This is a genomic window from Phenylobacterium sp. (assembly GCF_004299445.1).
Lineage (GTDB): Bacteria > Pseudomonadota > Alphaproteobacteria > Caulobacterales > Caulobacteraceae > Phenylobacterium.
On record NZ_SCTC01000063.1, the window covers coordinates 127352 to 140411 of the forward strand.

Genomic DNA, 13060 nt, shown 5'->3' on the forward strand with positions numbered 1-13060 from the left:
AAAGGCCCCGTCGAAACGGGGCCTCGTCAGACATTTGGAACGCCAAGGCTACTTCTTGGCGTCCTCCGCCGTGTCGGTGACGGCGGCGCCGGCCGAGGCGACATCCTTGCCGGCGCCAGAGACGGTGTTGCAGGCCGCGGTCGCCATGCTGGCGGCCAGGACGGCGAACAGGAAAACTTTGCGCATCAGAGAAACTCCCGAGGTTCGATAGGGCCTCAGCGCAACGGCTCAGGCTGCGGCCCGGTTCCCCGGCGGAGTCGGTTGGACCCGTTCGATCGCCGGAGTCGGGAAGATCAGCTTGGCGGTGACCCCTCCGGCGGCGTTGCGGGTGATCTCGGCGCGGCCGCGCAGCTGGCGCGCAAAGGCCGTCATCAGCGTACGGCCGACGCCCGACGAGACCAGCGCGCTCTCCTCGACCTCGCCATCATCCGAGATCTCGAGCTCGGCCTCTTCACCCCGAACGCTGAAGTTCAGCCGTAGCGTGCCCCCCCGGCCGGCAAAGGCGTGCTTCTGGGCGTTGGTGATGGCCTCCACGGCGAACAGGGCCAGCGGCGCGAGGCGGTCGGGGTCGATGACCAGAGGGTCCACTCTCAGCTCAGTGCGCACCGCCAACCCATGGGCCAGCTCGCCATTGATCAGCTGGGCCGTGAGCTCTTCCAGGAACGGTCGGAGATCGACCCGCTTCAGGTCGGGGCCCTGGTAGAGGGCGCGGTAGATCAGCGCCAGGGCCGTGATCCGCTGGCGCGTATCGCTCATCGCCGAGCGCGCCGCCGGGTCGGACAGGGCGCGCTGCTGCATGTTCAGGAGGCTCGAGATGACCTGCAGGTTGTTCTTCACCCGGTGATGGATCTCGCGCATCAGCGCGTCCTTCTGCGCCAGGCTGTCGCGCAGCGACGCGTCGCGCCCCACGATGGCGTCGGCCATGTCCTCCAGCGTCTCGGCCAGTTCGCGGATCTCGGGGGGCATCTGTTCAGCCTGAACCGGGCGCACCGACAGCCGTCCACGGGCGTAGAGCGCCGCGATCCGCTGCAGGTAGGCGATCCAGCGGATCACCACCCGCTCGGCCATCGCCGTCACGGCGATCAGCGCCAGCACGAACGTCAGCAACGGGAAGACGATGCCGGTCAGGGGGTTCAGCCGCGCCCAAGACAGGATGCCCGGCGACTGGGCCGAGAGTACGACATAGACCTCGTCGCCGATCACGGGCGCGGCGGAGTAGACGCGCCGCCGGTCCTTGCCGTCGCGGCCGTACCAGACAAGGGTTCCGCGCGCCTCCACCTTGGCGCGCCAGTCCGTCGGCAGGCGCGGGAAGGCGCCGGGGTCGGTGGTGGTGATGTAACGGCCCGCCTTGTCCACCAGCCCCACTTCCGCGCCCTTCGGCAGCGTGGGGTCGCCGACCCGGGGCTGCAGGCTGCTCAGCGATATCACCGCGGCGAAGGCCCCGTCGAAGGCGCCGTCGGGGCCGGTGGCGCGGGCGGCGGTCAGGAGCGTGGGTTCGTTGGCGTAGGCCAAACCCGGCTCGCGCGTGATGGTGAAGTTGCGACCGCCGGCCAGATCGCTGAACCAGGGCCGCGAGGCCCGCTGCGGGTCGCCCGGCACCGTACCTGCCGCACAGACCACACGTCCCAGTCGGTCGAAGCGCACGAGGTTGAGGTAGCCCGGGATGCGCGAGACCACGTCGCCCAGTCGCTGGGCGCATTGATACCCCACGGCGCCCGGGGCCAGCGTCTGCAGCAGAACGTCGGCGCTCTCCATCCGCGCGCGCGCCGTGGCGGCGCTGCGTTCCGCGGCGAAGCCCAGGTTCTGGCGCAAAACCTGACCTTCGCGCTGGAAGCCGATCGCCGACTGCAGCGCGCCCAGGAGCAGCACGGGGAGCAGCGCGACCGCGAGGGCCGCGATCAGGCGCACCCGGATCGTGCTTAAGGAACTCCCGGGCACCGGCCCTCCTAGGCCTGAATCCCCGGCGGTTCTTTCCGAACCGCCGACGGATCAGACGCTTGCGTTACGGTCGACCATTCGTCGCGAGCAGAATGATCCATCCGTTGCGATGGTTGGTCTAGCGGATGCTCGAGAGGCGCTCCGCATCGGCCAGGATTGACCGCATGGCGTCGCCCGCCGACCCGCCGTCTCGCGCATAGTCGCCAGCCTCGAGAATGGCGTGCAAGGCGCGGCGTGCGCGGCTGACCCGGCTCTTCACGGTACCGACCGCGCAGTTGCAGATATCGGCCGCTTCCTCGTAGGCGAACCCGCCGGCCCCGACCAGGATCAGGGCTTCACGCTGTTCAGGCGGCAGCATGGCCAGGCCCAGCCGCAGTTCGTCCAGGGCCACGGGGGCCTCGGGATCGTCCACGGCCACCAGGGTCCGCTCGGCGGCTTCCTGATCGAGCTGGCTCTGTCGCCAGGAGCGGCGCTTTTCCGAATAGAACTGGTTGCGCAGGATCATGAAGGTCCAGGCCTTCATGTTCGTGCCCATCTGGAAGCTGGCCCGGGCGTCCCAGGCCTTCATCATCGCATCCTGCGCCAGATCGTCGGCCGCGGTCGCGTCACCGCAGAGGGTGCGCGCGAAGGCGCGCAGGTGAGGGATGAGCTGGACGAGGTCGCGCTTGAACACGGCGTCGTCGGCGGCGGTGCGCTCCTGACGCGGCTTGATCTCGACGGTTTCCATCAAGACTTCCCCGAGCCACGTTCGTCGGCGCGACGCAGGATTTCGAGAAACTCCGCGGGGATTTCCTCGTTCACCACTTCGTCGAACATCTGACGCAGGCGAACGCCGATCGCCTGCTGCCGCAGGCGGGCCTCATCCAGGGCTGCGGAGGCCTTACGGCGCTCCGGTAAGGGACGCTGTTCGATCATTTCATCGGCGCTCCGCTCGCGCGAAGTCCGCCCCCTCTCGTGATCCTCGTCGCCGCTCAACGTCCTCGCCCTGTCCCCGGTTCCATGGATTGGCTGACGAGGATGATGAAAACTTGGCCGTAAGGGAACCGGTTCCCCGAAAAGACGTTTTCAGGTCATCATGGGACCTGTCAGGGAGCGATCCGCCCTGCGGGTTTCCAGGTCTGATGAAAACACGGGAGGGGTCACCCTTGAGTCTTCTAGCCCGACTGGCGCCGCACTTGCCTTATGTGCGCCGATACGCGCGCGCGTTGACCGGCGATCAGTCTACCGGCGACCATTACGTTCGCGTCGCACTCGAGGCCCTGGCGGCCGGAGAGCGGACACTTGCCGACGACATGACGCCGCGCGTGGCTCTCTATCATGTCTTTCACGCCATCTGGTGCACCTCGGGCGCTCAGCTTGAGAGCCCGGCCGACGACGACTATGCGGACGACGCCACCCGTCGCCTGATGCGGATCGCGCCGCGGTCGCGGCAGGCGTTCCTGCTCACGGCTCTGGAAGGCTTCACGCCGTCCGAGGCGGCCCAGATCCTGGGGTCCGATTTCTCCGAGGTGGACAAGCTGATCGCCGAGGCCCAGTCCGAGATCGACGCCGAGCTTGCGACCGACGTCCTGATCATCGAGGACGAACCGGTTATCGCCGCGGACATTGAGGCCCTGGTCACCGAGCTGGGCCATTCCGTGGTCGATATCGCCGCGACCCGAACCGAGGCGGTGGACGCCGTCGCCCGGCGGACGCCCGGGCTGGTGCTGGCCGACATCCAGCTGGCCGACGGCTCTTCGGGCATCGATGCGGTGAAGGACATCCTGCAGCGCTACGACGTGCCGGTCATCTTCATCACGGCCTTCCCCGAGCGCCTGCTTACCGGCGAGCGGCCCGAGCCCACCTTCCTGATCACCAAGCCCTTCCAGCCGGAGACGGTGAAGGCGGCGATCGGTCAGGCGCTGTTCTTCCATCCGCGCAAGTCTGCGAAGCAGGCTGCCTGATCGGATCGCCACCGACAAAGAAAACGGGCGTCGCTGTGAAGCGGCGCCCACTTTCGTTGGGAAGTGTCCGCGCCCCTGCCTAGGGCGCCTGGCGGGTCGCCGTCGGCGGCGCGGGCGTGTCGAAGGTCTGCGCCTGCTGCTGCTCCTCAAGGCGCGTCGGCTCGCTGGATGCGAGGTCCGGCGCTTTCCAGGACCAGGCCGCAAACATGCCCAGCGCCGCCAGCAGGGTTCCGAACACCAGCACCCAGAAGATGTGACGTCCCCAGCGGCCCTGGCGCGCGCGCGTGGCGTTGAGGGTTGGCGGCGGCCGATCAGTCTCTCGAGAAAACGTCATGAAGGTCTCCTACTCGGATGGGAAATAGCTGAACGGGCCGGTGCGCATGTCGGACGGGCCGGCTGGCGCTGTGAGGTAGCCCATCAGGCTGCCCGCCAGCGCCAACGCCGCAACCGCGCCGACGACAGCCCACCGCCTGCGCGCGGCGTCGATGCGCACGCTAGGACCGCGAACCAACTTGAGACCCTTCGTGGATGCCAGGGAACTGCGCATGGCGGGATGCCCTTTCCGCGGGCCGCGCGGAGGCGTCGGCCACTCCGGTTAACGCGGTTGGCCAAGGCGGCGTTCCGGGCGATGGCTCTGGCGCCAAGGGTCAGCCAAAAAAATCGAATAGCGTTCGGAACGCCTCTGAAGCGCGCGTGTTCTATGTCTGCGGAGGCGGCGACGCCCCCCCCGACTTGAGACTGGCGAGCATGCCAGTCTGCCGTCTCCGCACCCTTTTCTCGATGATGCACACTCGGCGGGCCTCACTGGCCCGCCGTTTCTTTTCGGCCGCCACGGGAGAACACAGGGCCAGGGCAGATCGCGCGAGGCGCCCGGGCAAAACCGTGAGCTGCGCCTACTTCATCACCGACAGCTTGATCGTAACGTCCGCCCGCCGCCGCACGGGAGCCTGGCCCGCCGCTGTCACGGAGCCCGCCTGGCCGACGGCCGACATCTCGAACTCGGCGTCGGGCAGGCCCGCCCTCCGGATCGCCGCCGCCACGGAGGCCGCACGCTTCTTCGACAGTTCGAGATTCGCGGCGGGATCACCGGCCGCGTCGGCCAGACCCAGCACCCGAACCTCGTCCACCTTGCAGCCCTTCGCCTGCGCCGCGCCGGCGACAATGGCGCGCCGGCCGTCGCGGGTGACTTGGGCGTCGTTCGGCTCGAAATAGACCGGCAGGGTGAGATCCTCACAGAGCCGGGGCGCCCGCACCATCCTCTCTCGTCGGCTGGTCGTGCTGCAGGCCGAAAGGCCGACCGCCAGCATGACGCCGGCTGCGATCAAGATTCGGGTCATTGTCCCCTCCAACAAAAAAGGGCGGCCGGATCTGGTCCAACCGCCCTTGTTTCACGAGCTCGGCGCGCCGCCTCAGCGGGGCGTGCCGTTTTCCCAATAGTACCGGCCCGCGCCTGGATCGTAGTAGTAATAGCGACCCGCGCGCTCATCGTAGTACTGCCTGCGGTTGGGCGAAGACGCGCCGCAGCCGCCGTCTTCACGGCAGCCCTTTACCGAGCCCGCGACCGCGCCAACACCGGCGCCAATGGCCGCGCCCGTGCCCACGCCCACGTCGCCCGAGACTGCGCCGATGGCCGCCCCGGTCAGCGCGCCAAGGGCTGCGCCGCCGACGGCGTTGCGCTCGGTATTGCCGGTAGTGGTGCAGGCGCTGGCCAGCAGACCGGCTCCCACGATGGCGATGATTGGCTTGAACATGCCGATGGCTCTCCTTTGGGATGTCCCCGAGTTCTGGCGTCCCTTAGGCCGAACAACGCGCTTGGCTCAGGCCCAGTTCCGATCCGGAACCAAGGGGCCCCCGCACCGTTGCTTCGGCGGCACTTCACCCGGAGACCTCAGCCGTGACCTCTTTAAGCGACCGCGAGCACGAGAGCAGTGACCTGCGTCAGGCCTATGAGATGGGCCGCCGGGACGCCCGCCGCACCCGAAAGCGCCACCCCGTCCTGATGACCTTCACGATCATCGCGGCCGCTGTCGGCGTCATCGTGCTGGCGCTTGCGGCGGTGAACGGCTCGTTCAGCACCGCGGGCGTGGTGGTGGATCAAAACCTTGCCACGGCGGCCGACCAGGCCGAGCCTGTGGTCCGTGACGCCGCGAGCGGCGCCGGCGACGCGCTCCGCGACGCCACCACCACCGATCGGACCGAAACGCCTGCCGTCAACTAGGGTCAGCTCCAACGTGATAGACCGACCCCGCCTCGCCAGCATCGAGGTGGTGATCAATGTCGCCTCGGGCAGCGTCGGGCCCGGCGCGCCCGAAGAGATGGCGCGCCTGCTGCTTGAGCATGGCGTGAAGGCGCAGATTCACGCCTGCCAGCCCGCTGAGCTCATGGAACAACTCAGGGCTAGCGTGGACGCCGCGCCTGACCTGCTGATCACTCTGGCCGGTGACGGCACCGTGCGTGCGGCCGCCGAACTCTGCGGTCGCGATGGCCCGGTCATCGCGCCCCTGCCGGGTGGAACGATGAACATGCTGCCGCATGCCGTATACGGTGTCCGGCCGTGGCCTGAGGCGCTGAAACTGGCCCTGGAGACAGGCAGCGTCCGTGATCTCGGCGGCGGGTGCATCGATGGGAGCCGCTTTCTCTGCGCCGCGATTCTGGGCTCGCCCGCCCGCCTGGCCAAGGTGCGCGAATCCGCGCGCCAAGGGCAGTTTCGCGTGGCGTTCGATCACCTGCGCAGCGCCGTCCAGAAGGCGTTCACCGGGCGGCTCCGCTACCAGCTCGACGGCCGGCCTCGCGAGAAGGCCGAAGCTGTGATCCTGATCTGTCCCATCGCCTCGAAGGTCATGGACGCTCAGGAGCCGCAACTGGAAGCCGCGGCGCTCAATCCTACCGGTGTGGTGGAAATCCTGCGGCTGGGTGTGAACGCGGTGATCCGGGACTGGCGGGTGGACCCCGCCGTAGACAGCCAGTTCTGCAAGCGCGTTCGGGTCTGGTCGGCCCGGCGCATTCCGGCGCTGCTCGACGGCGAAACCGTGGTGCTGAAGGCCAACACGCTGATCCGCTACGATCCCAGGATCTGCCGGGTGCTGATGCCGCCCGGGGAGGCTTGATGAAGATCAGGCTGGCGCACCTTTCGGACATCCATTTCGGCGGTGAGAACGTGGCTGCGGTGGCGGGCGCCGCCGATCGCATCCGGGCGGGCGGCTTCGACCTGACCATCGTGTCCGGCGACCTGACCCGCTACGCCGAGAAGCCCGAGTTCGAGCTGGCGAAGGCCTGGCTCGAGGCTCTGCCGGGCCCGCGGCTGGTGACGCCCGGCAATCATGACGCGCCCTACCTCGCCTGGGCCGAACGCATCTTCGCGCCCTTCCGCCGCTACGAGCACTATATCGGTCCGGCGCCGTACCAGGCCTGGCGCGGTCCTGGGGTCGCGGTGCGCGGCATCAACACCGCGCGGGGCGCCCAGCCACGGCTAAACTGGTCGAAGGGTCAGATCTCGGTGACCCAGGCCAAGGCCGCGGCCGAGTGGTTCGAGCCGAGCGACCACCTGAGGATCGTGGTCGTGCATCACCCCCTGATCGAAATGATCGGCGGGCCGATGACGGCGCGGGTCTGGGGCGGACCGCGCGCGGCCGAGGTGCTGACCGAGGCGCAGGTGGACCTGGTGCTTTCAGGGCATATCCACGCGCCCTTCACCTGGCCCTATCCGCACGGCGATGGCCGCACCTACGCCGTGGGCTGCGGCACCCTCTCGGTGCGTGAGCGGGGCGTGCCGCCCAGCTTCAACGAGGTCGAGGTGGCGGGCGCTTCCATCCGCGTCACCGCTCTCGCGTGGACAGGCTCTCACTACGAGCCTTACCGGACGTGGTCGCTCGACCGGCGGACTGACCAGGCCAATCCCTAGCGCAGGCCGACCGCTATTTTCCGGGGGGCGGCGGCTTGGCCGCGTTGCCGGCGATCACCCCACTCAGCAGCGCCGATACCAGAGCCGGGTTGCGCGCCAGCACGAAGGCCGCGACGGCGCCGACGCCAAGGGCCATCAGCGGGCGCTCCTTCGCCAAGCCGATCACCTTCTCGACCGGCGTCTCGGGCGGCGGCGCGCCTCTGACCGGCTTCGGAACCACCTTCCGGGTGGCGATCCAGGCGACCAGCACGGCGATCAGGGCGAACACCGCCGCCACCACGGCCGCAGCGCCGGCGGGCGTCAGCCACAAGTCGGCCAGCGCATAGACCGCGTACGAGGCCGCGACGATGCAGACGGCCACGGCGGCCGCCACCGCGGCGATCGCCGCGGCCAGGTTCAGGACGCGCCCGAGCACTTAGGGGATCAACGCCGCGAGGCGAGCAGCATGCCGATCAGGACGCCGACGCCCAGCGCCACGCCCGTGGCGGCCAGCGGCCGGGCGCGGATCTGTTCGCTGGCCGCGCGGGCGGCTTCGTCGAGCTGTTCGCCGGCCACATCCGCATAGACGCGGCTCTGGGCGCGGAGTTGCTCCAGGCCCTGCTGGACCGTCGCTTCGATCCGCTTGGCGGCGTCGGCGACAGCCTTTTGCGCGTCGGCGGCGATCTTGGCGGCGGTGTCAGCTGCAGCGACCGCATCCTGCGTCGTCACGGGGCTGGCCTTGGGGGGCATGTGTCGTCTCCGAACGATAGCGGTTCCCCAACTTGGGGACCTCGACTGTAAGCCACGCAACATAGGGCCTTGAACGCCCCGCCGCAAAGAGGCCCGCTAAGGACAACGAAACTTCGATCCTCTTGCCGGTCGCATGCCCCGAAGCATTCTCATATGTTGACGGAATGACTCGCGATCTGGGCGACAGCTCGAGCCGAGAGCGTCTTGGACTCGCCCTCCAGGTCGCGGGCCTTGGCGAATTTCAGTGGGACTACGACCGCGACGTGTTCATCGTGAGCCCGCGGATGGCCGCCATCACCGGCATACCCGCCGGCGAGCGGCCGGCCCGAGGCGGAGCTGCGCTGGACGAGTACGTGCACCCCGACGACGTCGAGGCCTTTCGGGCAAGCCGGGCTGCTGATCTTGCAGCATCGAACAGTTTCTCCACCGTCTTCCGTAACATCCGCCCCGACGATGGCCGCACGATCTGGGTTCGTGTCAGCGCCAGCATCGAACGCGACGCCGATGGGAGCCCGAAGGTGCTCATGGGCATCGTGCAGGATGTTTCCGAACTGCGCCGGGAGGACGAGCGGCGCCATCACCTGATGGCCGAGCTGGACCACCGCGTGAAGAATGTGCTGGCCGCGGTGCAGGCCCTGGCCCAGCAGACCGCCAAGCGCACGACCTCGCTGGACGCGTTCCTGACCACCTTCAGCGGCCGGCTGAAGTCGATGGCCAGCGCCAATGAACTCCTGACAGCCGCACGCTGGCGGGGCGCCGCCATCGATCACCTGGCCTCGGCCGAACTGGGCGCCATCGCGCCCGGCCAGACGCGCTGGGAGGGGCCCGAGCTGTTCCTGACGCCGCGCGCGGCCAATGCCCTGTCGCTGGCGCTGCACGAGTTGGCCACCAACGCGGTGAAATTCGGCGCGCTGTCTGTCGAGACGGGCCACGTCGACGTGCGCTGGACGGCGAAGCGGTCGGGCGGGTTCGAGCTCACCTGGACCGAGAGCGGTGGTCCCACGGTCAGCGCGCCGGTCCGCCGCGGGTTCGGTTCGACGTTGCTGGAACAGGTGACGCCGCGCGAACTGAACGGCGACGTGAAGGTCGACTACCGTCCGGCCGGCGTCACGGTGAGCCTCACAGCCGGCCCGCAAGCGGTCGCCGAGCGTCCCGACGTGGTGCCCGAGGTCACTGCAAGCCGCGTCACCGAGACCGTGCCCACGTCGCGCGGCCCCACCAGCCTGAAGGGCGCACGGGTGCTGATCGTGGAGGACGCCGTGCTGCTGGCGCTGGAGCTCGAGACCGGACTGTCCGACGCCGGCGCCGAGGTGGTGGGCCCGGCCTACGAACTCGAGGAGGCGATGGCGCTCCTGGATCGGCCGATCGACGCGGCGGTGCTCGATGCCAACCTGAACGGCCACTCGGTGACGCCCGTCGCCGAGGTGCTCTTCCAGCGCAAGATTCCCTTCGTCTTCGCGACCGGCTACGGGGAGACGGGCGGCGCGCCGGGTGGTTTCGACGCGCCCGTGATCCGCAAGCCCTACGACGTCACACAGGTGGCCGCCGCCGTCGCCGAGCTTCTCGCAGAACGTTGATTTTATTTACTATACGCTGCGCTGCAATGCCGCGCGGCGAGAGCGCGCTGAGACAAGGCGCCACCTGCGCAAGCGCGAACGGAGGCCCTAACTGTCCCCCCCACGAGGTCCTGCGGCGTGCTCGCGGGGGTCAGTCCGGTGGCCTTGGGAACTCGCCCGGAACAGGCGATCTGAACCTCGGCGTTCGGTCCGCGGCAGAGGCCGCGGGCCGGTCGCTTCAGATCACGCCCTTCGCCCGCAACTCGGCAAGGCGCTCGGGCGTGCAGCCCGCGCGCGCGGCCAGCACTTCGTCGGTATGCTGTCCCAGTGTCGGCCCCGGCCAGCGCACGCGGCCAGGCGTCGCCGACAGCTTCGGGAAGGCGTTCTGCATCTTCACCGGCCCGAAAACCGGATGCTCCACCGTAACGATGGCGTCGCGCGCGGCGAACTGAGGGTCCTCCAGCATGTCGGGCGCCCGGAACACCCGGCTGCACGGCACGCCCTTGGCCTCAAGCAACGCCAGCAGGTCGCCCAGCGCGAACCCCGAGGTCCATTCGGCGATGATCGCGTCCAGCTCCTGCTGGTTTTCGCCCCGCGCCGCATGGCTGACGAACTTGGGGTCGGTCTTCAGGTCGTCGCGGCCCATCGCTTCGGTCAGTCGCGCATAGACGTTGTCGCCGTTCCCCCCGATCAGGATCATCTCGCCGTTCCGGCAGGGATAGGCGTTCGACGGCGCGATCCCCGGGAGGATCGAGCCCGAGCGCTCACGGACATAACCGGTCAGATCGTACTCGGTGACCAGGTTCTCCATCACCGCCAGCACGCTCTCGTACAGCGCCGCGTCGATCACCTGGCCCTTGCCGGTGCGCTCGCGGGCGTGCAGCGCCATGGTGATCCCCATCACCGCGTGCATGGCCGCCAGACTGTCTCCGATCGAGATGCCCGCGCGCGCCGGAGGTCGGTCGGGCTCGCCGGTCACGTGCCGCAGGCCGCCCATCGCCTCGCCGATCAGGCCGTAGCCTGCACGCTGCGAGTAGGGTCCCGTCTGCCCGAAGCCCGACACGCGGGCCATGATCAGCCGCGGGTTCTCGGCGGCCAGGGACTCGTAGCTCAGCCCCCACTTCTCCATCGCGCCCGGGCGGAAGTTCTCGATCAGCACGTCGGCTTGTGAAATCAGCCGGCGCGCCAGCGCCTGCCCCTCCTTCTGGCGAAGGTCGACGCCCACCGACTTCTTGTTGCGACCGATCACGGGCCACCAGGGTGAAAGGCCCTGCGGCAGGCTGCGGCCCCACTGGCGCATAGGATCGCCCACCTTGGGGTCTTCCACCTTGATCACTTCGGCGCCGAAGTCGCCCAGGATCTGGCCGCAGAACGGGCCGGCGATGAGGGTGCCCAGCTCGACGACGACAAGGTCTGAGAGCGGGCCGGGGGCGGTCTCGGTCATGGCGGAGGCTTAGCGGGGATGACGTAGGGCGGGGAAGGCCAGAATAATTTGCGGCTCCGGCAACCGGAATTGTTCGGTCGCTTGGCCTAGCTCTTCGCCGGCCGCCGGCGCCGGGGCACGCGGACGGTCGCCTCGCCGTCCATCACCAGCTCGTCGTTCACATGGATGGTGCAGCTCAGGACGACGCGCGCCGCCGCCTCATCGATCGAGGCCACGGTCACCCGCGCCACGGCGACGTCGCCGATCCGCACGGGCTTGTGGAAGTTCAGGGTCTGCCCCAGGTAGATCGCCCCGGCCCCCGGCAGGATCGTACCCACGACCGCCGACCCGAACGACGCCGACAGCAGCCCGTGTGCGATCCGCCCGCGATAGGCTGTGCGCGATGCGAACGCCTCGTCCATGTGGACGGGATTGAAGTCGTCCGACGCCTCGGCGAACTGGGCGATGCGCTCTTCGGTGACCGCCACGCGCTTCTCGGCGCTCATGCCGACCGAGAGTTCTTCCAGGATGTAGCCGCCGGACGGATGAGGTTCGACCATGCGACCGCCAGTAGTCTCAGGGCCGTTCCTCCGCCAGCAGAAAAACGAAGGCCGGCGAGCCCCTCGACGCGTCGCCTAGACCGAACGCTGGGCCAAGACGTAGTCGAGAGCCGCACACACCGCCGCCACCTGGGCGTCCTCGCACTGCTGCGCCGTCGCCCGCGGACTGTCCGGGTAGACCTCAGTGGTGGTGGTGTACTGTGCGCCTGTGATCGAGGGGCACATCCCGTAAGCCCGCTGTGGATACGCGATGATCCCGTGGGCGATGACCGGGCATCCGATGATCTGGCCGGTCTCGTCCGGCGGCGCGATATGCGTCACCGCTTCCACGGCCGTGATGATCGCCTGCTGGAACGCCAGTTGTGGGTCCTCGGCGTCGGCCACCAGATAGAACCCGTCCGGCACGAGGCCAGGCTCGAAGGGCTTTCCGTCGCGGGCCGCCAGGGCAGGGCGGAACTCGCTTTCGTCGCTATCCGTGGTCTCGTGCAGGTCGATGTGGAGCACGAACCGCCCCCGTCGCGGCTGCACCAGCGCCATCAGGCTTGTCGCCTCGCGCGACGGACCGTCGATGCGGAAATTCCGGTTAGGATCCACGGCGTCAAAATTCCACCGGTTGACCCGCTCATAGCCCCACGGACTCACACAGGGCGCGACCAGGAGGTTGACCCGACCGGCATAGTCCGCCGCCCGCCTCTCCAGGAACGCCAAGGCTCCCGTCACCCCGCTGGTCTCGTATCCGTGAACCCCGCCGGTCACCAGCGCCGCGGGCAGTGCAGGGTCCCATTCCCGATGGCTCAGCGCCCATAGGTCATAGGCCTCGCCCGCATAGTCGAGCCGGCCATAGCAGACCCGTTCGAACCGATCCTCCAACCGCTCGATCCGCGGCAGCACATCGCGATCATAGCGCCGATGGCGCACCTGCCGCGCCCGCCACTGGTCCCGCTCCGCCTCGTTCCACGGATGTCCCGGGCGCCCCACGGGGTAAGCGACTGAATCGGTCATCGCGCCTC

18 protein-coding genes are annotated in these 13060 nt (G+C 68.7%); 5 read left to right on the forward strand and 13 right to left on the reverse strand.

Annotation, left to right across the window (positions count from 1 at the left end):
• Positions 1-48: 48 nt before the first annotated feature.
• The 4 genes from EPN98_RS17305 to EPN98_RS17320 form a co-directional block, all read right to left on the reverse strand.
• Entirely contained in the window at positions 49-186 is a 138-nt protein-coding gene (locus EPN98_RS17305) for an entericidin A/B family lipoprotein (protein WP_293364157.1), read from the reverse strand.
• 42 nt (positions 187-228) lie between these two features.
• Positions 229-1938 (reverse strand): sensor histidine kinase, encoded by a 1710-nt coding sequence (locus EPN98_RS17310; protein WP_293364158.1) that lies wholly within the window; start codon positions 1936-1938, stop codon positions 229-231.
• A 118-nt stretch (positions 1939-2056) separates the two neighbouring features.
• Positions 2057-2665, reverse strand: coding sequence for a sigma-70 family RNA polymerase sigma factor (locus tag EPN98_RS17315; protein WP_293364159.1), 609 nt, complete (start codon positions 2663-2665; stop codon positions 2057-2059).
• On the reverse strand, positions 2665-2913 hold the full coding sequence (locus EPN98_RS17320) for a NepR family anti-sigma factor (protein WP_293364160.1): 249 nt from the start codon (positions 2911-2913) through the stop codon (positions 2665-2667). The genes EPN98_RS17315 and EPN98_RS17320 overlap by 1 nt, the downstream gene beginning before the upstream one ends.
• Before the next feature lie 170 nt (positions 2914-3083).
• On the opposite strand from EPN98_RS17320, the gene EPN98_RS17325 reads away from it, so the two are divergent.
• Positions 3084-3881 carry a response regulator gene (locus EPN98_RS17325; RefSeq protein ID WP_293364161.1) on the forward strand — a complete coding sequence of 266 codons (798 nt, stop codon included), beginning with the start codon at positions 3084-3086 and terminating at the stop codon, positions 3879-3881.
• Positions 3882-3960: 79 nt separating this feature from the next.
• Here the strand turns inward: EPN98_RS17325 and EPN98_RS17330 are convergent, their stop codons facing one another.
• The 4 genes from EPN98_RS17330 to EPN98_RS17345 all read right to left on the reverse strand — a co-directional run bounded on the left by EPN98_RS17330 (position 3961) and on the right by EPN98_RS17345 (position 5632).
• Positions 3961-4215, reverse strand: coding sequence for a hypothetical protein (locus tag EPN98_RS17330; protein WP_293364162.1), 255 nt, complete (start codon positions 4213-4215; stop codon positions 3961-3963).
• Positions 4216-4224: 9 nt separating this feature from the next.
• Positions 4225-4428: a hypothetical protein gene (locus EPN98_RS17335; RefSeq protein WP_293364163.1), complete on the reverse strand. Its 204-nt coding sequence runs from the start codon at positions 4426-4428 to the stop codon at positions 4225-4227.
• A gap of 346 nt (positions 4429-4774) precedes the next feature.
• Complete coding sequence (locus EPN98_RS17340) at positions 4775-5218, reverse strand: OmpA family protein (protein ID WP_293364164.1); 444 nt, start codon at positions 5216-5218, stop codon at positions 4775-4777.
• A gap of 72 nt (positions 5219-5290) precedes the next feature.
• Positions 5291-5632: a YMGG-like glycine zipper-containing protein gene (locus tag EPN98_RS17345; protein WP_293364165.1), complete on the reverse strand. Its 342-nt coding sequence runs from the start codon at positions 5630-5632 to the stop codon at positions 5291-5293.
• Positions 5633-5775: 143 nt separating this feature from the next.
• On the opposite strand from EPN98_RS17345, the gene EPN98_RS17350 reads away from it, so the two are divergent.
• From EPN98_RS17350 to EPN98_RS17360, 3 genes are read left to right on the forward strand one after another with little or no spacing between them, the layout of a single operon-like run.
• Positions 5776-6099, forward strand: a complete 324-nt coding sequence (locus EPN98_RS17350; protein ID WP_293364166.1) for a hypothetical protein — start codon at positions 5776-5778, stop codon at positions 6097-6099.
• Positions 6100-6112: 13 nt separating this feature from the next.
• Positions 6113-6988 carry a diacylglycerol kinase family protein gene (locus tag EPN98_RS17355; protein ID WP_293364167.1) on the forward strand — a complete coding sequence of 292 codons (876 nt, stop codon included), beginning with the start codon at positions 6113-6115 and terminating at the stop codon, positions 6986-6988.
• Complete coding sequence (locus EPN98_RS17360; protein WP_293364168.1) at positions 6988-7782, forward strand: metallophosphoesterase; 795 nt, start codon at positions 6988-6990, stop codon at positions 7780-7782. Before EPN98_RS17355 ends, EPN98_RS17360 begins: the two co-directional genes overlap by 1 nt.
• Positions 7783-7795: 13 nt before the next feature.
• Here EPN98_RS17360 and EPN98_RS17365 read toward each other — a convergent pair whose 3' ends face one another.
• Both EPN98_RS17365 and EPN98_RS17370 read right to left on the reverse strand, forming a co-directional pair.
• Positions 7796-8197, reverse strand: coding sequence for a hypothetical protein (locus tag EPN98_RS17365; protein ID WP_293364169.1), 402 nt, complete (start codon positions 8195-8197; stop codon positions 7796-7798).
• An 8-nt stretch (positions 8198-8205) separates the two neighbouring features.
• Positions 8206-8511, reverse strand: coding sequence for a hypothetical protein (locus tag EPN98_RS17370; protein WP_293364170.1), 306 nt, complete (start codon positions 8509-8511; stop codon positions 8206-8208).
• Between the two features lie 164 nt (positions 8512-8675).
• On the opposite strand from EPN98_RS17370, the gene EPN98_RS17375 reads away from it, so the two are divergent.
• On the forward strand, positions 8676-10088 hold the full coding sequence (locus tag EPN98_RS17375) for an HWE histidine kinase domain-containing protein (RefSeq protein ID WP_293364171.1): 1413 nt from the start codon (positions 8676-8678) through the stop codon (positions 10086-10088).
• A gap of 217 nt (positions 10089-10305) precedes the next feature.
• Here the strand turns inward: EPN98_RS17375 and EPN98_RS17380 are convergent, their stop codons facing one another.
• From EPN98_RS17380 to EPN98_RS17390, 3 genes are all read right to left on the reverse strand, one after another.
• Positions 10306-11511 carry a CoA transferase gene (locus tag EPN98_RS17380; RefSeq protein WP_293364172.1) on the reverse strand — a complete coding sequence of 402 codons (1206 nt, stop codon included), beginning with the start codon at positions 11509-11511 and terminating at the stop codon, positions 10306-10308.
• Positions 11512-11597: 86 nt separating this feature from the next.
• Positions 11598-12050, reverse strand: a complete 453-nt coding sequence (locus tag EPN98_RS17385; protein WP_293364173.1) for a MaoC family dehydratase — start codon at positions 12048-12050, stop codon at positions 11598-11600.
• A gap of 75 nt (positions 12051-12125) precedes the next feature.
• Positions 12126-13052 carry a M14 family metallocarboxypeptidase gene (locus EPN98_RS17390; RefSeq protein WP_293364174.1) on the reverse strand — a complete coding sequence of 309 codons (927 nt, stop codon included), beginning with the start codon at positions 13050-13052 and terminating at the stop codon, positions 12126-12128.
• Positions 13053-13060: the final 8 nt, after the last annotated feature.

Excerpts from the sequence above, each read along its gene's own strand:
- EPN98_RS17305 (WP_293364157.1), bottom strand. The coding sequence starts at position 186 with ATGCGCAAAGTTTTCCTGTTCGCCGTCCTGGCCGCCAGCATGGCGACC.
- EPN98_RS17315 (WP_293364159.1), bottom strand. The coding sequence starts at position 2,665 with ATGGAAACCGTCGAGATCAAGCCGCGTCAGGAGCGCACCGCCGCCGAC.
- EPN98_RS17330 (WP_293364162.1), bottom strand. The coding sequence starts at position 4,215 with ATGACGTTTTCTCGAGAGACTGATCGGCCGCCGCCAACCCTCAACGCC.
- EPN98_RS17335 (WP_293364163.1), bottom strand. The coding sequence starts at position 4,428 with ATGCGCAGTTCCCTGGCATCCACGAAGGGTCTCAAGTTGGTTCGCGGT.
- EPN98_RS17340 (WP_293364164.1), bottom strand. The coding sequence starts at position 5,218 with ATGACCCGAATCTTGATCGCAGCCGGCGTCATGCTGGCGGTCGGCCTT.
- EPN98_RS17345 (WP_293364165.1), bottom strand. The coding sequence starts at position 5,632 with ATGTTCAAGCCAATCATCGCCATCGTGGGAGCCGGTCTGCTGGCCAGC.
- EPN98_RS17360 (WP_293364168.1), top strand. The coding sequence starts at position 6,988 with ATGAAGATCAGGCTGGCGCACCTTTCGGACATCCATTTCGGCGGTGAG.
- EPN98_RS17370 (WP_293364170.1), bottom strand. The coding sequence starts at position 8,511 with ATGCCCCCCAAGGCCAGCCCCGTGACGACGCAGGATGCGGTCGCTGCA.
- EPN98_RS17375 (WP_293364171.1), top strand. The coding sequence starts at position 8,676 with ATGACTCGCGATCTGGGCGACAGCTCGAGCCGAGAGCGTCTTGGACTC.
- EPN98_RS17380 (WP_293364172.1), bottom strand. The coding sequence starts at position 11,511 with ATGACCGAGACCGCCCCCGGCCCGCTCTCAGACCTTGTCGTCGTCGAG.
- EPN98_RS17385 (WP_293364173.1), bottom strand. The coding sequence starts at position 12,050 with ATGGTCGAACCTCATCCGTCCGGCGGCTACATCCTGGAAGAACTCTCG.
- EPN98_RS17390 (WP_293364174.1), bottom strand. The coding sequence starts at position 13,052 with ATGACCGATTCAGTCGCTTACCCCGTGGGGCGCCCGGGACATCCGTGG.